The sequence below is a fragment of the Campylobacter coli LMG 9860 genome (genome assembly GCF_000254135.1).
Lineage (GTDB): Bacteria > Campylobacterota > Campylobacteria > Campylobacterales > Campylobacteraceae > Campylobacter_D > Campylobacter_D coli.
Genome location: NZ_AINS01000033.1, coordinates 41,606 through 65,698, shown reverse-complemented (window position 1 = coordinate 65,698; position 24,093 = coordinate 41,606). Strand labels below are relative to the sequence as shown.

At 32.6% G+C, this 24,093-nt stretch carries 22 protein-coding genes and 1 tRNA gene; 18 read left to right on the top strand and 5 right to left on the bottom strand.

The window, feature by feature from the left end; translation table 11 throughout:
* Window position 1: 1 nt before the first annotated feature.
* The 15 genes from CCO88_RS04740 to CCO88_RS04675 all read left to right on the top strand — a co-directional run bounded on the left by CCO88_RS04740 (window position 2) and on the right by CCO88_RS04675 (window position 12,113).
* A complete protein-coding gene (locus CCO88_RS04740; RefSeq protein WP_002780799.1) occupies window positions 2-796 on the top strand; it encodes an amidohydrolase family protein in 795 nt (264 codons plus the stop codon).
* A complete protein-coding gene (locus tag CCO88_RS04735; protein WP_002780800.1) occupies window positions 772-1,089 on the top strand; it encodes an L-rhamnose mutarotase in 318 nt (105 codons plus the stop codon). The genes CCO88_RS04740 and CCO88_RS04735 overlap by 25 nt, the downstream gene beginning before the upstream one ends.
* Before the next feature lie 13 nt (window positions 1,090-1,102).
* On the top strand, window positions 1,103-2,542 hold the full coding sequence (gene aldA, locus CCO88_RS04730) for an aldehyde dehydrogenase (RefSeq protein ID WP_002812504.1): 1,440 nt from the start codon (window positions 1,103-1,105) through the stop codon (window positions 2,540-2,542).
* Window positions 2,543-2,681: 139 nt separating this feature from the next.
* A complete protein-coding gene (gene rpsL, locus CCO88_RS04725) occupies window positions 2,682-3,065 on the top strand; it encodes a 30S ribosomal protein S12 (protein WP_002839619.1) in 384 nt (127 codons plus the stop codon).
* Between the two features lie 69 nt (window positions 3,066-3,134).
* Window positions 3,135-3,605, top strand: a complete 471-nt coding sequence (rpsG, locus tag CCO88_RS04720) for a 30S ribosomal protein S7 (protein WP_002782933.1) — start codon at window positions 3,135-3,137, stop codon at window positions 3,603-3,605.
* A 12-nt stretch (window positions 3,606-3,617) separates the two neighbouring features.
* Complete coding sequence (fusA, locus tag CCO88_RS04715) at window positions 3,618-5,693, top strand: elongation factor G (protein ID WP_002780804.1); 2,076 nt, start codon at window positions 3,618-3,620, stop codon at window positions 5,691-5,693.
* 28 nt (window positions 5,694-5,721) lie between these two features.
* Window positions 5,722-5,798 (top strand) — tRNA-Arg (locus tag CCO88_RS04710).
* 50 nt (window positions 5,799-5,848) lie between these two features.
* Entirely contained in the window at window positions 5,849-6,001 is a 153-nt protein-coding gene (locus CCO88_RS10405; protein WP_002779473.1) for a hypothetical protein, read from the top strand.
* Between the two features lie 2 nt (window positions 6,002-6,003).
* On the top strand, window positions 6,004-6,705 hold the full coding sequence (locus CCO88_RS04705) for a tRNA1(Val) (adenine(37)-N6)-methyltransferase (protein WP_002779475.1): 702 nt from the start codon (window positions 6,004-6,006) through the stop codon (window positions 6,703-6,705).
* The gene (locus tag CCO88_RS04700; protein WP_002779476.1) at window positions 6,695-7,069 is read left to right on the top strand and encodes a YkgJ family cysteine cluster protein; all 375 of its coding nucleotides are present in this window, start codon (window positions 6,695-6,697) and stop codon (window positions 7,067-7,069) included. The genes CCO88_RS04705 and CCO88_RS04700 overlap by 11 nt, the downstream gene beginning before the upstream one ends.
* Window positions 7,042-8,319: a tetratricopeptide repeat protein gene (locus CCO88_RS04695; RefSeq protein WP_002779477.1), complete on the top strand. Its 1,278-nt coding sequence runs from the start codon at window positions 7,042-7,044 to the stop codon at window positions 8,317-8,319. Before CCO88_RS04700 ends, CCO88_RS04695 begins: the two co-directional genes overlap by 28 nt.
* Window positions 8,316-9,092: an indole-3-glycerol phosphate synthase TrpC gene (gene trpC, locus CCO88_RS04690; RefSeq protein WP_002839615.1), complete on the top strand. Its 777-nt coding sequence runs from the start codon at window positions 8,316-8,318 to the stop codon at window positions 9,090-9,092. The genes CCO88_RS04695 and trpC overlap by 4 nt, the downstream gene beginning before the upstream one ends.
* A gap of 9 nt (window positions 9,093-9,101) precedes the next feature.
* Window positions 9,102-9,587, top strand: a complete 486-nt coding sequence (locus tag CCO88_RS04685; protein ID WP_002823715.1) for an HIT family protein — start codon at window positions 9,102-9,104, stop codon at window positions 9,585-9,587.
* A complete protein-coding gene (mnmH, locus tag CCO88_RS04680; RefSeq protein ID WP_025443336.1) occupies window positions 9,577-10,575 on the top strand; it encodes a tRNA 2-selenouridine(34) synthase MnmH in 999 nt (332 codons plus the stop codon). The genes CCO88_RS04685 and mnmH overlap by 11 nt, the downstream gene beginning before the upstream one ends.
* Window positions 10,576-10,877: 302 nt before the next feature.
* Complete coding sequence (locus tag CCO88_RS04675; RefSeq protein ID WP_002823717.1) at window positions 10,878-12,113, top strand: ammonium transporter; 1,236 nt, start codon at window positions 10,878-10,880, stop codon at window positions 12,111-12,113.
* A gap of 59 nt (window positions 12,114-12,172) precedes the next feature.
* On the opposite strand, the gene hemH is transcribed toward CCO88_RS04675, so the two are convergent.
* From hemH to CCO88_RS04655, 4 genes are all read right to left on the bottom strand, one after another.
* A complete protein-coding gene (gene hemH, locus CCO88_RS04670) occupies window positions 12,173-13,084 on the bottom strand; it encodes a ferrochelatase (RefSeq protein WP_002823718.1) in 912 nt (303 codons plus the stop codon).
* Window positions 13,085-13,203: 119 nt separating this feature from the next.
* Window positions 13,204-14,058 (bottom strand): Gfo/Idh/MocA family protein, encoded by an 855-nt coding sequence (locus CCO88_RS04665; RefSeq protein WP_002793528.1) that lies wholly within the window; start codon window positions 14,056-14,058, stop codon window positions 13,204-13,206.
* Window positions 14,055-15,167 carry a cobalamin-independent methionine synthase II family protein gene (locus CCO88_RS04660; protein WP_002782930.1) on the bottom strand — a complete coding sequence of 371 codons (1,113 nt, stop codon included), beginning with the start codon at window positions 15,165-15,167 and terminating at the stop codon, window positions 14,055-14,057. The genes CCO88_RS04665 and CCO88_RS04660 overlap by 4 nt, the downstream gene beginning before the upstream one ends.
* Window positions 15,164-16,243, bottom strand: coding sequence for a DegT/DnrJ/EryC1/StrS family aminotransferase (locus CCO88_RS04655; protein WP_002839611.1), 1,080 nt, complete (start codon window positions 16,241-16,243; stop codon window positions 15,164-15,166). The genes CCO88_RS04660 and CCO88_RS04655 overlap by 4 nt, the downstream gene beginning before the upstream one ends.
* Before the next feature lie 116 nt (window positions 16,244-16,359).
* Between CCO88_RS04655 and alaS the strand changes: the two genes are divergently transcribed.
* From alaS to CCO88_RS04640, 3 genes are read left to right on the top strand one after another with little or no spacing between them, the layout of a single operon-like run.
* Complete coding sequence (gene alaS, locus CCO88_RS04650; protein ID WP_002839608.1) at window positions 16,360-18,888, top strand: alanine--tRNA ligase; 2,529 nt, start codon at window positions 16,360-16,362, stop codon at window positions 18,886-18,888.
* Window positions 18,889-18,891: 3 nt separating this feature from the next.
* Window positions 18,892-19,443, top strand: coding sequence for a septum formation inhibitor Maf (gene maf / locus CCO88_RS04645; RefSeq protein WP_002779739.1), 552 nt, complete (start codon window positions 18,892-18,894; stop codon window positions 19,441-19,443).
* Window positions 19,440-21,371: a penicillin-binding protein 1A gene (locus CCO88_RS04640; protein ID WP_002780831.1), complete on the top strand. Its 1,932-nt coding sequence runs from the start codon at window positions 19,440-19,442 to the stop codon at window positions 21,369-21,371. The genes maf and CCO88_RS04640 overlap by 4 nt, the downstream gene beginning before the upstream one ends.
* A gap of 42 nt (window positions 21,372-21,413) precedes the next feature.
* On the opposite strand, the gene CCO88_RS04635 is transcribed toward CCO88_RS04640, so the two are convergent.
* On the bottom strand, window positions 21,414-23,987 hold the full coding sequence (locus CCO88_RS04635) for an ATP-dependent Clp protease ATP-binding subunit (protein WP_002780845.1): 2,574 nt from the start codon (window positions 23,985-23,987) through the stop codon (window positions 21,414-21,416).
* Window positions 23,988-24,093: the final 106 nt, after the last annotated feature.

The window sequence follows — 24,093 nt, the reverse complement described above, 5'->3', positions numbered from 1 at the left end:
AATGCAAAAGATTTTTGATGCACATTTGCATCTTTGGGATTTGGATAAAATGTCTATTTCATGGTTAAAAGGCAATGAAAAATTAGAGCAAAATTATGATTTTTTTAGAGCAAAAGAAGAATATGAAGGATTTGAATTTTTAGGTGCTATGTATGTTGAAACCAATAGCGATGATTTAGAAAAGGAAGCTTTATTTGCTTTAGAGCAAAAAAAGCTTCATAATCTTTTGCTTTGTTTAGCGGATTTAAAATATAAAGAAGAACTTAGCTCTTTTAGGGAAGTAATGCACACGAGTAAAAAAGAAGCTAAAAGACTATTTGAAGCAGATTTTGAAGAAAAAATAGAAATTTTAAAAACTTTCAATATACCTTTTGAAGCTTGTATGAAAAATGAAGAACTCAGTTTTTTAGAAAAATTTTTAAATAAAAATCCAAATTTAAAAGTGGTTTTAAATCATCTAGGAAGTCCAAAAATAGATCGTTTAAATGAGTATAAAAAAGATTTAAATCTTTTGAAAAAATTTCCAAATTTATATATTAAGCTTTCGGTTCCAGATGATTTTTCAGAACAAACCTCAAAGGAATTTATTTATGAGCTTTTTGCTTTTTTTAAAGAAAATTTTAGTGAAGATAAATTCATATTTGGTAGCAATTATCCTGTGGCAAAAATAGCTCCAGCTAAGTGGGCTAAACTCATCATAGAAAGTAAAATTTTCAAAAACTTAAATAAGATATTTTATCAAAATGCTTTATCAATTTACAAGGAGGATAGATGCAAAGATATGGCCAAATCATAAAGATAAAAAAGGAAAAAATAGAGGAATATAAAAATCTTCACGCAAAGCCTTATGAAGGGGTTTGCGAGATGATTAAGAAATGCAATATGCAAAATTATTCCATTTATTTGTTCGGAGAATATTTATTTGCATATTTTGAATATGTAGGTGCTGATTTTGAAGCGGATATAGCTAAAATGGCAAGAGATGAAAACACACAAAAATGGTGGAAAGTAACAGATCCTTGTCAAATATCTTTAGGCTATGCAGGACAAAAGTGGCTAAATATGGAAGAAGTGTTTCACTTAGACTAAAAAAGGAGAAAAAATGACAACTTATTTAAATTATATTGATGGGGAATTTATCCCACATAATGGGGATTTTATCGAAGTTTTAAATCCAGCTACTAAAGAAGTCATTTCAAAAGTAGCGAGTGCTTCTTTAGAAGATACTAAAAGAGCGATTGAAGCAGCCAAAAAAGCACAAAAATCTTGGGAGGCCAAGCCAGCGATTGAGAGAGCAAATCATTTAAAAGAAATAGCTAGTTTAATACGCAAAAATGCTAATTTCTTAACAGAAATTTTAATGCAAGAGCAAGGAAAAACTAGATCTTTAGCTAGTGTGGAGATTAGTTTTACAGCAGATTATATGGATTATACGGCCGAATGGGCTAGAAGATATGAGGGTGAAATCATACAAAGTGATAGAGCTAATGAACATATATATTTATATAAAAGTGCTATTGGGGTAATTGGTGGAATTTTACCTTGGAATTTTCCATTTTTCTTAATCGCAAGGAAGATGGCACCTGCTTTACTAACAGGAAATACTATTGTTATAAAGCCAAGCAGTGAAACTCCAAACAATGCTTTTGAATTTGCAAAGCTTGTTTCGCAAAGTTCTTTGCCAAAAGGTGTATTTAATTTGGTTGCAGGTAAAGGCAGTGTAGTAGGACATGAATTATCAAGCAATGAAAATATAGGTATGGTAAGTCTTACTGGAAGTGTTGAAGCAGGGATTAGAGTAATGGAAGCTGCGGCTAAAAATATCATTAAAGTTTCTTTGGAGCTTGGTGGAAAAGCACCGGCTATAGTGTGCAAAGATGCGGATATTGATTTGGCAGTAGAGGCGATTAAGGCAAGTAGAATTTGTAATAACGGACAAGTTTGCAATTGTGCTGAAAGAGCTTATGTGCATACAAGTGTTTATGATGAATTTGTAGATAAATTTGTAAAAGCCATGAGTAAGGTAAGCGTTGGAAATACTTTAAAGGGTGATTTTGATATGGGACCGCTTGTCAATCAAACAGGGGTTGATAATGCTTTAGCAATGCTTCAAAGAGCCACGGATAAAGGAGCAGTTGTAGAATGTGGTGGAAAAATCACCGATACAAGTGGATATTATTTTCCTGCAAGCGTTCTTACTAATGTTAAACACGAAGATGAGATTATGCAAAAAGAAATTTTTGCTCCGATTTTGCCTATTGTTAAATTTGATACACTTGATGAAGCAATTGACATGGCAAATGATTGTGAATATGGACTTACAAGTTCTATTTATACGCAAAATTTAGATATAGCTATGAGAGCCAGTAGAGAAATTAAATTTGGCGAAACTTATATAAACCGTGAAAATTTTGAAGCCATGCAAGGTTTTCACGCAGGTTTTAGAAAAAGTGGCATAGGTGGAGCTGATGGAAAACATGGTCTTGAAGAGTATTTAGCTACTCATGTAGTTTATCTGCAATATAATACCAATAAACAATAATTTTATTATCTCATCTAGTTTTAGATGGGATAGGATTTTTAATTTTAGTCACTACTAAAACATCTCTAGTTTATATTTTTGTAAGTAAAATTTAGATATCATCTAAAGTTTATTATATTTTTTAAAGAAAGGAATTATTGTGCCTACCATAAATCAATTGGTTAGAAAAGAGCGCAAAAAAGTTTTAGAAAAATCTAAATCTCCAGCGCTTAAAAATTGCCCACAAAGAAGGGGAGTTTGCACTAGGGTTTATACAACAACTCCTAGAAAACCAAACTCAGCATTAAGAAAAGTTGCCAAAGTAAGACTTACTAGCGGCTTTGAAGTGATTAGCTATATCGGCGGTGAAGGTCACAACCTACAAGAACACAGCATTGTTTTAGTGCGTGGGGGTAGGGTAAAAGACTTACCAGGTGTGAAATATCACATCGTGCGTGGTGCGCTTGATACTGCGGGTGTTGCAAAAAGAACAGTTTCTCGTTCTAAATATGGTGCAAAACGCCCTAAAGCAAGTGCTAAGTAATTTTTTAGACAGACAAATCCGTTAGATTTGATTTTGTTTGAGTAAAATTTAAAATTTGAAGGAAAAATAATGAGAAGAAGAAAAGCTCCGGTAAGAGAAGTCTTGCCTGATCCGATTTATGGTAACAAAGTAATCACAAAATTTATTAATTCTTTAATGTATGATGGTAAAAAAAGCACAGCTACTACGATTATGTATGGTGCTTTAGAACTTATCGATAAAAAAGGTGGAGAAAAAAAAGGTATTGATATCTTTAATGATGCGATTGAAAATATTAAACCTTTGCTAGAGGTAAAATCTCGCCGCGTAGGTGGGGCGACTTATCAAGTTCCAGTAGAGGTTCGTCCTGCTAGACAACAAGCTTTAGCAATTCGTTGGATTATTTCTTTTGCTAGAAAAAGAAGTGAAAGAACTATGATAGATAAACTTGCAGCTGAACTTTTAGATGCGGCAAATAGCAAAGGTGCTTCATTTAAGAAAAAAGAAGATACTTACAAAATGGCTGAAGCAAATAAAGCATTTGCTCACTATCGTTGGTAAGAAGGAGAAAAAATGTCTAGAAGTACTCCTTTAAAAAGGGTTAGAAATATCGGTATTGCTGCACATATTGATGCGGGAAAAACAACTACAAGTGAGAGAATTCTTTTCTTTACAGGTATGAGTCATAAAATAGGCGAAGTGCATGATGGTGCTGCGACTATGGACTGGATGGAGCAAGAAAAAGAAAGAGGTATTACTATTACCTCTGCTGCGACGACTTGTTTTTGGAAAGATCATCAAATTAACCTTATAGACACTCCGGGCCACGTGGATTTCACCATAGAAGTTGAAAGATCTATGCGTGTTCTTGATGGTGCTGTTGCAGTATTTTGTTCAGTAGGTGGGGTGCAACCTCAAAGCGAAACTGTTTGGAGACAAGCAAATAAATATGGTGTTCCAAGAATAGTTTTTGTAAATAAAATGGATAGAATCGGCGCAAACTTCTATAATGTAGAAGATCAAATTCGTAATCGCTTAAAAGCTAATCCAGTTCCACTTCAAATTCCAATCGGCGCTGAAGATAATTTCAAAGGTGTTATCGATCTTGTAACTATGAAAGCTTTAGTTTGGGAAGATGATACTAAGCCAACAGATTATGTAGAAAAAGAAATTCCTGCTGAGCTTAAAGAAAAAGCAGAAGAATATCGCACTAAAATGATAGAAGCGGTTTCAGAAACTTCAGATGAGTTGATGGAAAAATATCTAGGCGGTGAAGAATTAAGCCTTGAGGAAATTAAAACTGGTATTAAAGCAGGGTGTTTAAGTCTTTCTATTGTTCCTATGCTTTGTGGAACTGCATTTAAAAATAAGGGTGTTCAACCTTTACTTGATGCTGTTGTGGCTTATTTACCAGCTCCTGATGAAGTGGCAAATATCAAGGGTGAATATGAAGACGGCACAGAAGTTTCTGTAAAATCAACCGATGATGGCGAATTTGCAGGACTTGCATTTAAAATTATGACAGATCCATTTGTAGGACAACTTACTTTCGTGCGTGTTTATCGTGGATGTTTAGAAAGCGGTTCTTATGCTTATAACTCAACCAAAGATAAAAAAGAAAGAATTGGTCGTTTGTTAAAAATGCACTCTAATAAAAGAGAAGAAATTAAAGTTCTTTACGCAGGAGAAATCGGTGCAGTTGTAGGACTTAAAGATACTTTAACAGGGGATACTCTTGCAAGTGAAAAAGATAAGGTAATTCTTGAAAGAATGGATTTCCCAGATCCTGTTATTTCTGTTGCAGTAGAACCAAAAACTAAAGCAGATCAAGAAAAAATGTCTATTGCTTTAAATAAATTAGCACAAGAAGATCCAAGTTTTAGAGTTTCTACAGATGAAGAAAGTGGCCAAACTATCATTTCAGGTATGGGTGAATTACACCTTGAAATTATTGTTGATCGTATGCTTCGTGAATTTAAAGTGGAAGCTGAAGTGGGACAACCTCAAGTTGCTTACCGCGAAACCATTAGAAAAACTGTTGAACAAGAATACAAATACGCTAAGCAATCAGGCGGTCGTGGTCAATACGGACATGTATTCTTACGCCTTGAGCCACTTGAGCCAGGTAGTGGATATGAGTTTGTTAATGATATCAAAGGTGGGGTAATTCCAAAAGAATATATTCCTGCGGTTGATAAAGGTGTTCAAGAAGCATTGCAAAATGGTGTTTTAGCAGGTTATCCAGTAGAAGATGTTAAAGTAACTGTTTATGATGGAAGTTATCACGAGGTGGATTCATCTGAGATGGCGTTTAAACTTGCTGCTTCTATGGGCTTTAAAGAAGGTGCTAGAAAAGCAGGTGCTGTGATCTTAGAGCCTATGATGAAAGTTGAAGTAGAAACTCCTGAAGATTACATGGGCGATGTTATTGGAGATCTTAACAAACGCCGTGGTCAAGTAAATAGCATGGATGAGCGTGGTGGAAATAAAATCATCACAGCATTTTGTCCTTTGGCTGAAATGTTTGGTTATTCTACTGATCTTAGAAGTCAAACTCAAGGTCGTGCGACTTATTCTATGGAATTTGATCATTATGATGAAGTTCCTAAAAATGTTGCGGATGAAATCATCAAAAAAAGAAACGGTTAAATTTTTAGCGGGATTTTTCCCGCTTTCTGTCCTCGTAGCTCAGCAGGATAGAGCGCAAAATTCCTAATTTTGAGGCCGTGAGTTCGAATCTCGCCGTGGACACCATTTAAATTTTTTAAATAAACTTAAATAGAATATAAATTTCAAGGAAAATTATGTTGAAATTTTTTTTCACAATATCATTATCTTCCTTACTTTTTGCTCAAAATTTTATAGATTTTGCAAGTCAAAATAATGCTTTAAAACAAGAACAAAACACAAGCAAAGAAAATACTCCTTTAAAAAGAATTAAAATTCCAACCCATTGAAAATGCAAGATAGTATTAAATTAGCCCAATTGAGTGATGGTTATCGTTACAACAGCGATTCTTTACTTTTAGCTGATTTTGTTTTAGAAATGGGTATTAAAAATCAAGTCTTGGAAGTAGGTTCGGGATGTGGTATTATAGGAATTTTACTTAAAAAATTTGTTTCTAATTTAGATTTATCTTTGCTTGATATACAACAAGAAAATATAGAACTCATTCATCGTAATCTAAAACAAAATAATATACAAGCTGGAGTATTGCATGAAGATTTTAGAAATTTTCAAAATGATAAAAAATTTGATTTTATAGTTTGTAATCCACCTTTTTATAGAGATGGGGCGCATGAGGGTAAAAATACGCATAAAAATATAAGTAAATTTCAAAAATATTTGACTTTAAATGAATTTATTGTTAGATCCAATGCTTTGTTAAAACCTATGGGGGTATTGTATTTTTGTTACGAAGCCTTGGCTTTAGATAAAATTTGCCTTGTTTTAGAGAGTAAAAAGCTAAAATTAACTAAAATTCGTTTTGTACATACTCATCAAAATATTTCAGCAAGACTTGTCTTGGTGCAAGCTAGAAAAAGTGTAAAATCGCCTTGTGAGATTTTACCCCCTTTTTTTATCTATAAAAATGAGAATTTGAGTGAGCAAATGCAAGAGATTCACTCTAGATTTAGGTTGGAAAGTTATGATATTTAATAAAGATTTTTCTTATGGATTTAATGAAAATGCTTGTCAAGAATGCGGTGGAAAATGTTGCACAGGAGAAAGTGGAAATATTTTTGCAAACAAGGAAGAGTTAAAGGCTTTGAGAGAGCATTTGCAATTAGATGAAAAAGAATTTGCTTTGAAATATTTAAAAAAGGTAGGCTTTAGAATGAGTTTTAAGGAAGTTGAATTTGAAGATGGATTTGCATGTATTTTTTTCGATAAGGAAAAAAGAAATTGCTCTATTTATGATTTTCGTCCGAAGCAATGCCGCACCTTTCCTTTTTGGGAATATTTTAAAACACATCAAGAGGAGCTAAAAAAAGAATGTATAGGAATTTGTTATTTGTCTTAATAGGCTTTTTTTTAACTGCGTGTGGGGCTTCAAAAACGATTATAGCTTACCCCGATTATAAGCAGCAAAAGAGCAATGAATTTGATTTAAGGATCATGAAAGCTTATAATTATGAATATTTTAATCAATATGAAGAAGCTAGGGATGAGTTTTTGGCACTTTTTAGAGATTATAATATTACTAATTTTTTAGAAAATGCATTTTTGCTAACTCTAGCAAACAACCTTGATAAAAAAGAAGAGATAAATAATATAGCCAAGCCTTATCTTGATAAGAGTGATAATCTTAAGCGTCTTAGTGCACTTTATGCCTTAAATTCTTATAATCTTAAAGAAGCTCAAGAGCTTATCCAAGGGCTTTTAAAGAAAAAAAGTGATGATCCAAGAAATTTAGAGCTTTATGGAGATGTATTAATACGCCAAAATAATTTAAAAGATGCCATAAAATATTATCAACTAGCCTATAATCAAGTTCAAAACGAGGAGATTTTGTTTAAGCTCGTGGGTGTTTATGCTATATTAAATGATACTTCAAGCATTAAAAATATACTAGAAAATTCAAAAAATATTAATGGTTGCACTCTTAAAACTTGCATTTTACTAGCAAAGATTTATAATGATAAGGGCAATAGCAAAGCTTTACAAGAAATTTATATAGAGCTTTATAATATTACAAAAAACAAAAGCTTTATCCTAGCTCTTATCGAGCTTTTAAGTTCTCAAAACAAAGACAAAGAAGCATTGCATTTTGCTTTAAAATATAATGCAGATGATGATATGAAGCTTTATTTATATCAAAGGTTAAAATTATACAACAAGGCTAAAGATCTTAGTATGCAAATTTATAAACGCACTCAAGAGAAAGAATATCTTTTGCGTGCAGCAGTGTTTGAATTTGAAGAAGCAAATTTGAATAAAAAAATCACTCCGCAGGTTGTTGCTCTTGTGAGCGAAAAATTTTCTAATGCGATTGATGAAAATAGTGATGCTTTGTATTTGAATTATTATGGGTATTTATTGATAGATTATGATTTAGATCTTAAAAAAGGTATGAAATTGGTTGAACTTGCCTTAAAAAAAGAGCCTCAAAATTTATACTATTTGGATTCTTTAGCGTGGGGGTATTATAAACAAGGTGATTGTAAAAAGGCTTGGGAAATTTTGAAGCAAACTTTAGAGGATAAAGAATTTGCAAATTCTGATGAGAGCAAGGCTCATGCAAAAGCAATAAAGGCGTGTATTAAACCATGATTTTAGATAAAATTTTTGAAAAAACTAAAGAAGATTTAAAAGAGCGTAAGGCGCAACTGCCTTATGATATGTTGGGACGATCTTTAGCATCGAATCCTTTTTTTCCTAAAGATGTTAAAGCTGCTTTAAAAAGAATAGAAAATGAAGTAAGAATTATCGCAGAGGTTAAAAAAGCTAGTCCAAGTAAAGGGGTTATAAGGGAAAATTTTGATCCTTTAGATATAGCTTTAAAATACGAAAAAAATGGAGCTGCTGCTATTTCAGTTTTAACAGAACCGCATTTTTTTCAAGGGAGTTTAGAATACCTTAGCATGATACGCCGTTATACGCACGCTCCTTTGTTGCGAAAGGATTTTATTTTTGATGAGTATCAAATTTTAGAAGCTTTGGTTTATGGGGCGGATTTTGTTTTGCTTATCGCTAGAATGTTAAGTATGAAAGAGCTTAAAAGATTGCTTGAATTTACAAGACATTTGGGACTTGAAGCCTTGGTGGAAATTCACGATAAAGAAGATTTGAGCAAAGCGATTTTTTCAGGAGCTGATATTATAGGCATAAATCATCGCAATTTGGATGATTTTTCTATGGATATGAATTTATGCGAAAAACTCATCCCACAAATTCCAAATTCAAAAATTATTATCGCAGAAAGCGGTTTAGAGGATAAAGATTTTTTAAGGCATTTGCAAAATTTAGGCGTTGATGCTTGTTTAATCGGCGAATATTTTATGCGCGAAAAAGATGAAGGAAAGGCTTTAAAAGCTTTGCTTTAAGGAGGGAAAATGCAGTATTTGTATGCACCATGGCGGAGTGAGTATTTTGAAAAAGAAAAAAGTGTTTGTCCATTTTGCGATTGTGCTAATAAGATCAAAAGCGATGAAGAATTAGGCGTGATTTTTAGAGCAAAGCATTGTTTTGGAGTGATGAACCGCTATCCTTATTCTGCGGGGCATTTTATGGTGATTCCTTATGTACATGAAGAGCATATAGAAAATTTAAGCGATGAAATTTGGCAAGAAATGAGCCATTTTGTGCGTTTGGGAGTGAAAATTTTAAAAGAGCAAATTCATGCAAATGGGGTCAATATCGGTATGAATTTAAGTAAAGATGCAGGAGCTGGCATAGCTTTTCATTGTCATTATCATCTAGTGCCACGCTGGGCAGGAGATACAAATTTTATCACAACCATAGGAGAAACTAGGGTTTGTGGCGCTAATATCGAGCAAGTTTATCAAAAACTTGTTTTGGCTTTTAAAAATGCTCAGTGAAGTTGAATTTACAGAATTTCAAAAAGAAAATTTCTCTCTTTTAATCGATGCAAGAAGCCCTAGAGAATTTTTGCATTCTCATTTGATAGGAGCTTTAAATTTTTATGCACTCAATGATGAAGAATATCAAGAAATAGGAATGATTTATAAGAAAAATCAAGCTTTAGCTAAGGCTAGGGGTGCGAGTTATATTTGTCAAAATATGTCAAAGCATATCTTAGAACTTACTCAAAAATTCCGCATAGGAGATAAGATTGGAATTTACTGTTCTCGTGGGGGTTTGCGTTCAAAATCTATCGCAGTGATTTTGAGCGAATTAGGCTATAGAGTGGTGCGTTTAAAGGGTGGCTTTAAAGCTTATAGAAGTTTTTTAGCACATTATTTTGATAATGAAATAAATTTAGATTTTTTTGCTCTTTGTGGTAATACAGGCTGTGGAAAAACAGAGCTTTTGGAGCTTTTACCCCATCATTTAAATTTAGAAAAAATGGCAAATCATCTAGGCTCTTCTTTTGGCGATATTTTAGGTACTCAACCTACGCAAAAAGCTTTTGAAGCAAGCCTTTTTCATACTTTAAATTCTTTAAAAGATTTTATCTTTATAGAGAGTGAAAGTCGTAAAATAGGCGAAATAGTTTTGCCTTTAAAGCTTTATGAAAAAATGCAAAAAGCATTTAAAATTCATTGTTTTTGTTCTTTAGAAAAGCGCATAGACAGGATACAAAAGATCTATCAAGAAAAAATGACTCCTTTGAAATTTAAAGAATGTCTTGCTAAGATCAGTCCTTATATCAGTGTAAATCTTCGTCAGGATTTGCTAAAAAGTTATGAGCAAAGAGAATGGCAAAGGCTTATTGCCTTGCTTTTGGCTTATTATGATAAGAGTTATAAAAAGCCACAAAAAATAGATTTTGAGCTAAACACTGATGATATCTTCAAAGCCAAAGAAGAGCTTTTAGGCTATTTTAAAACGCAATTGCTTTTTTAATACTAGATAATTTCTACTTTTAATTTAAAAAAACTTTTACTAAATCATCAAAATTTTCTTTATTATCTTGCAAGAATTCTTTTTTATTGTTTTGGTTTAGCCCCAAATTTTTATTTTAATGCTAGTAAATTTGAATTATAGAGAAGTAAAATATTTTTTAAAATACCTATTTATAGTAATTTAAGATAAAAAAATAAATTTTGATAAAAAAAATATATAAAATATTTCTTAAATTTATATTTTTTTAAACCATTTTAAATATAATTATCTCGCAATTAAATTTTGTAAGAAAGGACAGGTAAATGAATGCGATAAATTCAAGTTTTATTGTGTTGTGTACTTTGCTAGTTTTGCTTATGACTCCAGCTTTGGCAATGTTTTATTCAGGTATGGTAAGAAGTAAAAATACTCTTAATACCATAATGAATTGCTTTATTGTTTTTGGTGTTATTACTTTACAATGGGTAGTGCTTGGATTTAGTCTTTCTTTTGGTAAAGATGAAGGACTTGGGCTTGTAGGAAATTTCGAGAATTTCCTCTTAGAGGGTATTAGCGGATATAATGCTTCAGGTGTTCCAAATATTCTTTTTGTAATTTTTCAAATGATGTTTGCACTTATTGCATCTGCCATCATAACAGGCTCTTTGGTTGGAAGAATTAAACTGGGTGTTTTGGTGATATTTTTACTTTTTTGGAGTACTTTAGTTTATGATGTGTTAGCGCATATGATTTGGAGTAGTGAGGGGTTTTTGCTTAAAAGAGGAAGCCTTGATTTTGCTGGGGGCGGTGTTGTGCATATTAGCTCTGGGGTTGCCGGACTTGTAGGAGCTTTGATAGTGGGTGCTAGAAAAAGTGATGATGAGGATAAAAACGCACATTCTATTCCTTATGCTTTCTTAGGTGCGATTTTGCTTTTTATAGGATGGTTGGGTTTTAATGCTGGAAGTGCTGGTGAAATGAATGATATTGCTATCAATGCTTTTATAGTAAGTATTATATCAGCAGCTTGTGGCTTTTTATCCTGGGTAGTGCTTGAGTGGCTCATCCATAAAAAACCGACTATTTTAGGTGGGCTTAGTGGGCTTGTAGCAGGGCTTGTAGGGATTACTCCAGCTTGTGGTTATGTAGATATTTATGCTTCTCTTGTTATAGGGGCTTTGTCTTCTGTATTTTGTTATTTTGGTTTGAGTTTTATTAAATACAAACTCAAATGGGATGATTCTTTAGATGCTTTTTCTTTGCACGGAATCGGAGGTGTTTGGGGAGGAATCGCTACAGGACTTTTTGCAAGTGCTAAAGTAAATCCTAATGTGATTGCCCAAAATGCACTTGGCGAGGGATTTTTTATCAGCGGAAGTTTGGAACTTTTAAAAGAGCAAATTTTTGCTATTGTGATTTGTGTGGTTTTGTCAGCTCTTATAAGCTTTGTTATTTTTAAGATTATCTCTTGTTTTACAGACTTAAGAGTAAAAGAAGAAGTAGAGCAAAAAGGCTTAGATGTGAGTTTGCACGGAGAAAAAGCTTATACTTTAGCTTAGTTGGCTAAATTTTTACTAAAAAGTCCTTGTAATCATAAACAAGGACTTCAAAATCATTCTTAATTAAAATCAGATAAATACTTTAAAATAAAGTGGATAAATTCATCACTATCATTTGGGCAAGTGATTAAATCATAATCGCACTTTGCTAAATGTTTATACTCCATACCTAGCTCAAAAATCGTTTCAGAACAATCTATGCAAAAAGAAATAGGATAAATCAAAGCTTTGTTATCTAAATTTGCCAAAATATCGCTCGTATTTGGCTCAAGCCATTTTACTGGACCTAATTTTGATTGATAAGCTAAGATAATCTCATCAAAATGATCTTTTAATCTTTCTTTTAAAAGCTCTACATGATGATTGACATGTTTTTCATATAAATCGCCCTTGTCGATAATACTTTGCGGTAAAGAATGTGCTGAAAAAATTAAAGTTTTAGCATCAAACTCACTTTTTTTGGTCAAAATATGAGAAACAATCGTCTCATTATAAAGCTCATCTTCGTAAAAAATATCTACAATCTTTATTTTTGCCTTGATTTTTTGTTTTAAAATTTCATTTTGCAAAACTTCAAGCGATGAAGTAACTGTGGTGCTTGAGTGGTGTGGATAAAGTGGAAAAAGAATGATTTCATCATTTTCACTTAAAGTGTATTTTTGCAAAACTTCATTGGCAAAAGGCGGCACATAAAGATTGACAAAATCAAATTTAAAGTCTTTTGTTTTTGCATTAAGCTTTTCGCACAAACTTTGAGTAAGTTCATTGAGTGGAGATTTTCCACCCATTTGTTTATAATTTTCTCTCATAGCTTTTACGCGAGATTTCGTAATAATCCACGCCACAAATCTTCTTATAAATTTATTTTTAATACCCAAAATATAAGGATCATTAAACATATTTTTTAAAAAAGTTTCACAATCTTGTAAATTTGTGGCTCCGCCCATATTTAAAAATAAAACTAATTTCATCTAAAAACCTTTTTTTAATTTTATTTTACTTCAGTATGGATTTAAAATCAATAAATTTTTATCTAAGTGTTTTATTGAAACTCAAGTTATTTGGAGTTTATTGCATTATTTTAGAAAAATTAAAATTTTTCTAAAATTTCTTGCACAGCATAAGCATTTTGTATATTTGCTAGGTAATTTTCCTTATTTAAAAACAAATCATATAAAGCCATATGTTCGCCAAAAAGGGGTGTTTGTGTCATCAGTTCTAAGTTTTGTCCATCTTTACTTAGGGAAAAATCTGCTAAATTTGCCTCGTAAAAATGATTTTTACTCACAAGTGTAATTTTTCTTAGTCTTTGCGTACTGTTCCAGCTTTGATGCACACAAGCGATCGTTTTTTCTAGCTTGCAGGTTATAATGCTTTCATCTTCTCTTTGATTGTCTTTGTTGAAACTTTTTAAAATGTTAGCATTTGTAATTTTCTCTGCGCTTAAAAAATGAAGCAAGTCAAGATCATGCACAGCCAAATCTTGCAAAATTCCTACATCACTGATTCTTTGCGGATAAGTGGAAAATCTTTGTATATTGATGCTGATAATTTCTTCATTTTGAAGCTCTTTTTTTAGAGCCAAAACTGCAGGATTAAATCTTTCGCAAAATCCCACACCCACTTTTACATTATGATCTTTAGCCAAATTTGAAATTTCATTTATTTCATTTAAATTTAGTGCTAAAGGTTTTTCGATCAATACGCATTTACATTTACAAAAAACCTTTCTAGCTATTTCTAAATGTGAATTTGTCGGTGTTGCAATGATGATGATGTCATTATCTTGATTTAAAAATTCATCCAAATTAATAAAAAAAGGCGCGTTTAAATTTTTATTTTCAACCATATCAAACAAAGCGTTGATTTTAAAATTTTTATTTTTACTAAGCTCGTTTAAATGGTTTTGCCCCATTTTTCCAAGGCCTACAATTCCTACTTTCAAGAGAAAAATCCTTCATTTTCAAGTTCGCTTAAAACTTGTTTTAAGAGTTTGATTTTTTCCCATTGAGAATGAGTGAAGATTTCATTTCCTTCTTCAGTGGAGCTAAAGCCACATTGTGTGCTGATTTCAATTTGTTTTGGATTTAAAAATTGAGCTGCTATTTTTACTCTTGCTTTTAACTCTTCTACGCTTGGACTTTCATTGGTTTTGCTAGTAAGAATTCCTAAAACCGCAATTTGATCGTTGATGTATTTTAAAGGTTCAAAATTTCCAGCCCTTTCATCATCAAATTCTAAGAAGAATTTATCGACTCTAAGTTCTCCAAAAAGCTTCTTAGCGACTTTCATATAGCCCCCACTTGCTACATAGCGACTGCGGTAGTTTCCACGACAAATATGAATTGCACTCATTATGTTTTTTGGCATAGTTTTTAAACTCTCATTTAAAAAATCTACATATTCTTCACAAATATCATCTGTGTTGATCTCATTTAAAGCGCAAAATTCATAATCACATAAAGAACCAAAGCTTGTATCATCAAGTTGCAAATATACTCCACCAAGAGCTGCAAATTCTTTGTAAAAATTTTCATAAGCATTTAAAATATCATTTTTAAGTTTTGTAAAATCTTTACCATAGTAATTAAATTCTGTGTTTTTGCCCCCGCGGATAAAAAGCATATATAAAAGCATTGAAGGGCTTGGAATGGTAAGTTTTAAGCGATTTGTATCTATTTTTAAACCTTTTGCAATTTGCATTAATCTTTCAAAATCTTTTAAAAAAGGATGGTTATTGCACTCGATTTTACTTTCAATTTCTATGCCCTCAGCCCTTGTTTCTATCCCTTTAAAGATATAACCCTTTTCTTTTTTGATTTTTTTAATACCGCCAAAACCCCAGTAAAAATCAAGATGCCACCAAGAACGGCGTAATTCCCCATCACTTAAATAATAAATTCCCGCCTTATCGCACTCTTCTAAAAGATCTCTTATGCAAGAATCTTCAATGCTGCGAAGTTGTTCTTCATCGATTTTTCCCAAGGCAAAATTTTCTCTAGCTTCTTTTAAAATTTTAGGTCTTAAAAAAGATCCCACTTGATCTAATTTCATAGTCCTTCCTTAAACACTTTAATTACACTTTCTTGCTCACTTTGACTTAAAAATGCTGAAAATGGCAAGGATAAAATATGCTTACTCGCAAATTCTGATTTTTCTAATTTTAAATGCGAAAATTCACTGAAGCAAGGTTGCTTGTGAAGTGGTGTAGGATAATGGATAGCATAAGGAATGTTTGCTTTTTCAAAAGCTTTTAAAACTCTAGCTCTATCCTCTACTAAAACGCTATATTGCGCATAAGCACTGATGGCGTTTTCATCAATCTTTGGAATTTGGCAATTTGTCAAATTTTCGTTGTAGAATTTTGCTATTTCTTGTCTTTTGTTAATTTCTTCATCTAGGTGTTTTAATTTTACATTTAAAATGGCTGCTTGAAGAGTATCAAGACGAGCATTTATCCCTATAAATTCATGTTTATAACGATCAGTTTGTCCATGATTGAGTAAAATTCTTAATTTTTTAGCTATGCTCTCATCGTTACAAAAAATCGCTCCACCATCGCCATAAGCCCCCAAAGGCTTAGAAGGAAAAAAGCTAGTGCATGAAATTTTGGCAATAGAGCAAGATTTTTCACCCTTAAAGCTTGCTCCAAAACTTTGTGCACCATCTTCAATCAAGCTTATATTTTTGCTTTCGCAAAAGGCGTTTAGTTCTTGTAAATTACTCATTTGACCAAACATACTCACAGCAATAATTGCTTTTGTTTTAGGAGTGATGGCGTTTTTTAGGAGTTCAAAATCGATATTAAAATTATCTAAATTTATATCTACAAATACAGGCTTAGCTCCAAGTAATGCGACCATTTCAGCTGTAGCTATAAAAGTAAAGCTAGGCACTATGACTTCATCTTCTTGTTTGATATCTAAAGCCCTTAAAGCAAGATATAAAGCACTTGTGCCACTTGAGCATCCTATTGCGTGTTGTACATGAGTGTATCGGGCTAAATTTGTTTCAAATTCATTTAATTTTGCACCTCCTATAAAAGAGGAGCTTGATAAAACACTTGCAATTTCAGAATCGATTTCTTCTTTATACTGAAGATATTGAGTTTGAAGATTGATAAAATTCATAAAAAACCTTGAAAATTAAAGAAATTAATTAAAAAGGCTTATTGTATTTTAGTTTTACTTAATTTAAAGTAATTTTGGTATGATATGCTTTTATAAAAATTTCTTAGGAAAATCTTATGGATGTTAGAAGTGAATATTTAAATTTTTTTAAGTCTAAGGGTCATGAAATCACACCTTCAAGTCCTTTAGTTCCTGATGATGCAACCTTGCTTTTTACAAATGCGGGAATGGTGCCTTTTAAAAGTATATTTACAGGAGAAGTGCCTCGTCCAAACCCACCACGCAAAACAAGCTGCCAAACTTGTATAAGAGCAGGGGGAAAACACAATGATTTAGATAATGTAGGCTATACTGCTCGCCATCATACTTTTTTTGAAATGTTAGGAAACTTCAGCTTTGGGGATTATTTTAAAGAACAAGCTATCGCTTATGCTTGGGAATTTGTAACTGAGGTGTTAAAACTTCCTAAAGATAGACTTTATGTAACTGTACATGAAAGCGATGATGAAGCCTTTGAATTATGGCAAAAACATATCCAAAAAGAAAGAATTTATAGATTTGGCGATAAGGATAATTTTTGGCAAATGGGCGATACAGGCCCTTGTGGTCCTTGTAGCGAGATCTTTTATGATCAAGGCGAAGAGTATTTTAATGGAGAAGAAGATTATATGGGTGGAGATGGAGATAGGTTCTTAGAAATTTGGAACCTTGTTTTCATGCAGTATGAAAGAAGTGCTGATGGTAAACTTACGCCTTTGCCAAAACCAAGTATTGATACAGGAATGGGGCTTGAGAGGGTTACGGCTATCAAAGAGGGTAAATTTAGCAATTTTGACAGCTCGCTTTTTATGCCTATTATCGATGAAATTGCAAAACTTTGTGGTAAAACTTATATTTATGAAAGTGGAGCTAGCTTTAGAGTTATCGCTGATCATATAAGATCGAGTGTATTTTTGCTCGCTCAAGGAACGAGTTTTGATAAAGAGGGTAGGGGTTATGTTTTACGCCGTATTTTACGCCGTGCTTTAAGACATGGGTATTTATTGGGGCTTAAAAAACCTTTTATGTATAATTTAGTTGATGTAGTTTGCAAGCTTATGGGTGAGCATTATACCTATCTTAATGAAAAGAAAGATTTTATAAAAGAGCAAATCTGCTTAGAAGAAGAGAGATTTTTGAGCACTATAGAAAACGGTATTGAAATTTTTAATGAAGAGCTTAAAAATACCAAAGAAGTTTTTAGCGGAGAGGTTGCATTCAAGCTTTATGATACTTATGGTTTTCCACTTGATTTAACGCAAGATATGTTAAGAGAAAAAAATCTTGTGGTAGATGAAGCTAAATTTGAAGAATTGATGAATGAACAAAAAAATCGTGCAAAAGCTTCTTGGAAAGGAAGCGGCGATAAGGTAGCAAGTGGAGATTTTAAAAATTTACTTGAAAAATTTGGAGAAAATTGCTTTGTGGGTTATGAAAAAACAGAATGTCAAGCCACCGTTTTAGCTCTTTTAGATGAAGATTTTAAAGAAGTTTCAAGTCTTAAAGGTCTAGGCTGGGTTATGCTTGATAATACTCCTTTTTATGCAACAAGTGGGGGGCAAATTGCTGATACAGGATATATAGGAACTAGCGAAGTGCTAGATACTCAAAAGTTTTTCAATCTCAATCTTAGTCTTGTAAAAGCTAATGAAGAAATCAAGCTTAATGATAAGATAATAGCAAAAATTGATACCGACAAAAGAGAACAAACTGCACGCCATCATTCAGCTACTCATCTTTTACATCACGCTTTAAGAGAAATTTTGGGTTCTCATATCAGTCAAGCAGGTTCTTTGGTTGAAAGCAATAAATTAAGATTTGATTTTACTCATCACAAAGCTTTAAGCAAGGAAGAATTAGAAAGTATTGAAAAAAGAGTTAATGAAATGATCATTAGCTCAAGCGAAGCAATTTTAGAAAATATGCCTTTAGAAGATGCTAAAAAAAGTGGAGCTATTGCTTTATTTAATGAAAAATATCAAGGTAATGTACGCGTTTTAACCTTAGGTGAAAGTAAAGAGCTTTGCGGAGGAACTCATGTAAAAAATACAGCTCAAATAGGAAGTTTTTACATAGTTAAAGAAAGTGGTGTAAGTGCAGGTGTAAGGCGTATAGAAGCGGTTGTTTCAAGAGCAGCTTTAGAATTTTGCAAGACTTTTATGAATGAAAATCTAAACCTTAAAGAAGAGCTTAAAAGCAATGATTTAAGTCTTGGGGTAAAAAAACTTAAAAATGAAATTCTAAAATTAAAAAACGAGCTTAAAAATTCTAACAAATCACAGCTTAACTCAAGCAATATCAATGGAGTTCAAATTTGCGTTGAATGCGTAGAAAGCGGTGATATAAAAACCATGATTGATGAATTTAAAAACAAATTTGAAAAAGCTGCTATTTTACTAATACAAACAAAAGATGATAAGATAACCCTTGCAGCAGGTGTGAAAAATTGTCCTTTAAAAGCTGGAAATTTGGTTAAAAATATTGCTCAAATTTTAGGTGGCAATGGCGGCGGAAGAGATGATTTTGCTACAGCAGGCGGTAAAGATATAAGCAAGATAGATGAAGCTTTAAAACAGGCTTTGGATTTGATCCAAAAAGGACTTTAAGCAATGTTAATTCTTGCTTCAAGTTCTGTTTCTAGATCGAATTTGCTCAAAGAGGCAAAGATTGAATTTCAACAAATAAGCTTTGACTATGATGAAAATTTAGACAAAAATTTAAAGCCTAGTATTTATGTGCAAAAAATCGTCTTAGAGAAAGAAAGACAATTTTGCACGACTTATGAAGAGAAATTTAAAGATGAAACTTTACTCTTTGCAGACAGCATAGTTTGCATAGGAGATAAAATTCTTACTAAGGCAAATACCAAAGAAGAAGCTTGTGAAATGCTTGATTTACAAGATGGAAAATGTGCTAGTATTTTAAGTGCTTTTTTGTTAAAGAATTTAAAAAAAAGAGTTTTCTCTCTTTCAAAAACAACGCTTTATTTTTCAAAATTTGATCCTCGTGATTTAAAAGACTATGTAGAAAATGGATTTTATAAGGGTAAAGCAGGGGCGATTATGTGTGAGGGTTTTCATAAAAACTATATCATTAAACAAGAGGGAAATTTAAACACCGCTTTAGGACTTGATACTCAAAATTTAAAGGCTTATTTATGAAAATTTTAAAATATATATTTTCATTTTTTGTTGTGTGTTTGATCGCTGTATTTATTTATGTGGCCTATCTTTTTGCAAATGCAGATACTCAAGGATATACTTTTAAAGAGTATAAACCTCCACTTACAACGCAAATTTACGACAGAAATGGAAAATTAGTAGCCAATATCTTTGAACAACATCGTTTTTATGCAAGCTATGAAGAATTACCCCCGCGTCTTATAGAAGCTCTTGTAGCTATAGAAGATACTAGCTTTTTTGAACATGATGGGGTAAATATTGATGCTATTTTTAGGGCTATTGTTAAAATTATAAGAAGTGGTGGAAAAACCATGGAGGGAGCTTCAACGCTTACTCAACAATTTATCAAAAATACAGAATTAACCCCTGAAAGAACTATCACTCGTAAAATTCGCGAAGCCTTGCTCGCCTATAAAATGGAAACAATTTTAAGCAAAGAGCAAATTTTGGAAAGATATTTAAATTATATCTTTTTTGGACATGGATATTATGGGGTTAAAACAGCTGCGCAAGGATATTTTCATAAAAATCTAAATGAGTTAAGCCTTAAAGAGATTGCTATGCTTGTGGGTATGCCAAAAGCACCAAGTAGCTATGATCCTACAAAACATTTAGATCTTTCTATCGCAAGGGCAAATAATGTTGTAGCAAGAATGTATACATTAGGTTGGATTTCTAAAGCAGAATATGATGAAGCTATGAAAGAAATTCCTCAAGTTTATGATGATACTTTAACGCAAAATGCAGCTCCTTATGTTGTAGATGAGGTGATTAAGCAATTAAGTCCTAGCATTAAAGATCTTAAAACAGGCGGCTATAAAATCACTTTAAATATAGATTTAGATGTGCAAGAAATGGCTCAAAATGCCTTAAAATTTGGTTATGATGAAATAGTAAAGCGTGATAAGGATGCAAATTTAAGTACGCTAAATGGAGCTATGGTGGTGGTTAATCATCAAAGTGGAGATGTTTTAGCCTTAGTGGGTGGGGTTGATTATGAAAAAAGTAATTACAACCGAGCTACTCAAAGCACACGACAACCAGGCAGCTCCTTTAAACCTTTTGTGTATCAAGCAGCTATTAATCTAGGCTATTCGCCTATGAGTGAGATTGCAGATATTTCTAGAATTTTTGAAGGTGGAGCAGGGGATAATAAAGACTGGAAACCTAAAAATGATGGAGGTAAATTCCTTGGCTTGATTACCCTAAAAGAAGCCTTAACACGTTCAAGAAACCTAGCTACTATCAATCTTGCTCTTGGTATGGGACTTGATGTGCTTCATTCAAAGCTTGTAGAATTTGGCTTTAGGGATATTCCGGCTAATTTATCGATTGTTTTAGGAAGCTTTGGAATTTCTCCTTTGGAGTATTCTAAATTTTATACTATGTTTGGAAATTATGGAGTTATAAAAGAGCCACAAATCATTAAGCAAGTACAAGATAGAAATGATCAAATTATTATGGAATTTAACTCAAATGAATACAGAGTGAGCGATGAAGCGCAAAGCTTTTTGGTTTTGGATATGATGAGAAATGTTGTAGAGCATGGTACAGGACGCAATGCAAGGGTTGAAGGCATAGAAATAGCAGGCAAAACAGGAACTACCAATAAAAATATCGATGCTTGGTTTTGTGGCTTAACACCTGAGATTGAAGCTTTGATTTGGTATGGAAATGACAATAATAAGCCTATGCGTTATACAGAGGGTGGGGCTAGGACTTCTGCTCCCGTGTTTAAGGAATTTTTAAATAAATACTTAGAGAAATTTCCTGATACTACAAGAAAATTCAGCATTCCAAATGGGGTATATAGAGGAAGTTATAAGGGGCAAAATGCTTATTATACTATCAAATCACCTCTGCCAAGAGCGAATATGAAATTTAATGAAAGTGAGATTTTATTTTAAAAGTATGTGAAGAAATAGAAAAATCTATTTCTTCTAAAAGAGTTAAGCTTTTTCGATAACAATCTCATCATTTTTTGCATCGATAACAATCTCATCATTTTCATTAAGCTTGTCTGCAAGTATCATATCGCTTAGCTTGTCTTCGATTAAATCATAAATAGCCCTTCTTAAAGGTCTAGCACCAAAGTCAGGATCAAATCCGTCCTTAGCGATTAAAAGCGCAGCATTTTCACTAAGACTTGCTTTTATACCCTTATTTTCCAAACTTTTTTGCAAGTCTTTAAATAAAAGTTTAACTATCTCATATGCCTCATCTTTTCCAAGTGGATTAAAGGTGATGATATCGTCTAAGCGGTTTAAAAATTCAGGTTTAAAGAAATTTTTTAACTCATTTTTTACCGCATCTTCTTGTTCTTTTCCGCTTAAATTCATGATAGCACTTGAGGCGATATTAGAAGTTAAAATAATAATGGTATTTTTAAAATCCACAGTTACACCCTTGCTATCAGTTGCCCTACCATCGTCTAAAATTCCTAAAAGTACATTAAACACATCCTTGTGGGCTTTTTCGACTTCATCAAATAAAAGCACGCTATAAGGTTTTCTACGCACCGCTTCAGTAAGCTCTCCGCCTTCTTCATGCCCTACATAACCTGGAGGCGCTCCTAAGAGTCTTGAAACGCTATGTTTTTCCATAAATTCGCTCATATCAAAGCGAATCATTGCTTTTTCATCATCAAATAAAAATTTCGCCAAAGCCTTAGCAGATTGTGTTTTTCCTACTCCTGTAGGCCCTAAAAATAAAAAGCTTCCTATAGGCTTATTGTCTGCATTTAATCCTGCTTTATTGCGTTTGATAGCTCTTGCTAAAGCGCTTAGAGCCTTATCTTGCCCAATCACACTTTCTTTTAAGTGTTTTTCTACTTCCAAAAATTTTTGCTTCTCTGAAGTCAGCATTTTTTGCACGCTAATTCCTGTCCATTTGCTTAAAATTCCAGCAACCAAATCTTCATCCACTTGATTTTTAAGCAAGACTCCATTTTCGCTCATTTTTTTCCATTTTTCTTCTAAATTTGCCACTTCTTTTTCGCATTCTGGAATTTTGCCATATTCTAATTCTGCAGCTTTTTGGAATTCACCCTTATTTTTTGCAAAAACAGCTTCGTTTTTAAGACTATCGATTTCTTTTTTCTTTGCGCTTATGCTATCAAAAACTGCTTTTTCATTTTCAAATTGTGAATTTAAAGCACTTTGTTTTTCTTTTAAATTGGCCAGTTCTTTGGCAATTTCATCTAGTCTTTTTTGATTTTTTTCATCATTTTCCATCTTTAGAGCTTCATTTTCTACTTCTAAAGTTTCTATGTCTTTGCGTGCCTTTCTCAAAGAGCTTGGTTCGCTTTCAATTTGCATTTTAAGTTCAGCCGCAGCTTCATCGATTAAATCAATTGCTTTATCGGGTAAAAAACGATCGGCAATATAGCGTTTTGAAAGCTTAGCTGCCGCTACTAAAGCACTATCATTGATGGTGACATTGTGATGAATTTCAAGTTTTTCTTTAATACCCCTTAGCATTGCTAAAGCTTCATTTACGCTAGGTTCGCCTACATTTACAGGTTGAAAACGGCGTTGCAAGGCCGCATCTTTTTCAAAGTATTTACGATATTCTTTAAGAGTGGTTGCTCCTATGGTGTGAAGTTCGCCTCTTGCAAGTGCCGGCTTTAAAATATTTGCAGCATCCATACTTCCTTCGCTTGCTCCTGCGCCTACTATGGTGTGAATTTCATCGATAAAAAGTATGATATTTTCACTTTTAATGACCTCATTTACCACCGCTTTTAATCTATCTTCAAATTCTCCACGATATTTTGCTCCTGCGATCAATGCACTCATATCAAGAGCTATGACTTTTTTATTTTGTAAAGATTTTGGCACATCTTTTTTGATAATTCTTTGTGCTAAAGCTTCTACGATCGCTGTTTTTCCTACTCCTGGTTCACCTAAAAGTATAGGGTTGTTTTTTGTTTTGCGTATAAGAATTTGCATTAAGCGTTCGATTTCTTCTTCTCTGCCTATAACAGGATCAAGCTTTCCTTCACTTGCTTTTGCGGTTAAATCTATACCAAATTTATTTAAGCTATCTAGGGTTTCATCACTTGTTTTGCTTTCGATTTTGCGTCCTGCTCTTAAATTTTGGAGCTCTTTTTGAAATTCTTTAATATCTATAAATTTGGCTAAAATTTCTCTAATAGGATTTTTTTCGCTTTCGCTTATAAGCCAAGTATCTACACTTAAGTAATTATCACCATTGGCACTCATAAGTCCTTTAGCACTTTCTAAGGAATTGATAAATTCATTAGAAAAACGCACATTTTCACGATTGACATTAGAGCTTGTTGCAAGATTTGAAATTCTGCTTTTGATTTCAAGTTCTAAAGCTTCTTTTGAAATATTAAATTTATTACAAATTTGATTTAAAATACTTGAACTGTCTACAATTAAAGCCCATAAAAGATGTAAAGGGACAACTTCATTATTTTTAGAATGAATCGCCAAAGACGCTGCACTTTCAAGGTTTGAAAGCATATTGTCGGTTAAAAATTCTTGTATATTTGCCATTGTATATCCTTTTTCAAGTTTTATATATGAAGTATTATATAACTTTAGTCAAATAATGTCAAGTTATTTTATAAAATTTTTGAAATAAAATTAAGTATATTTTAGA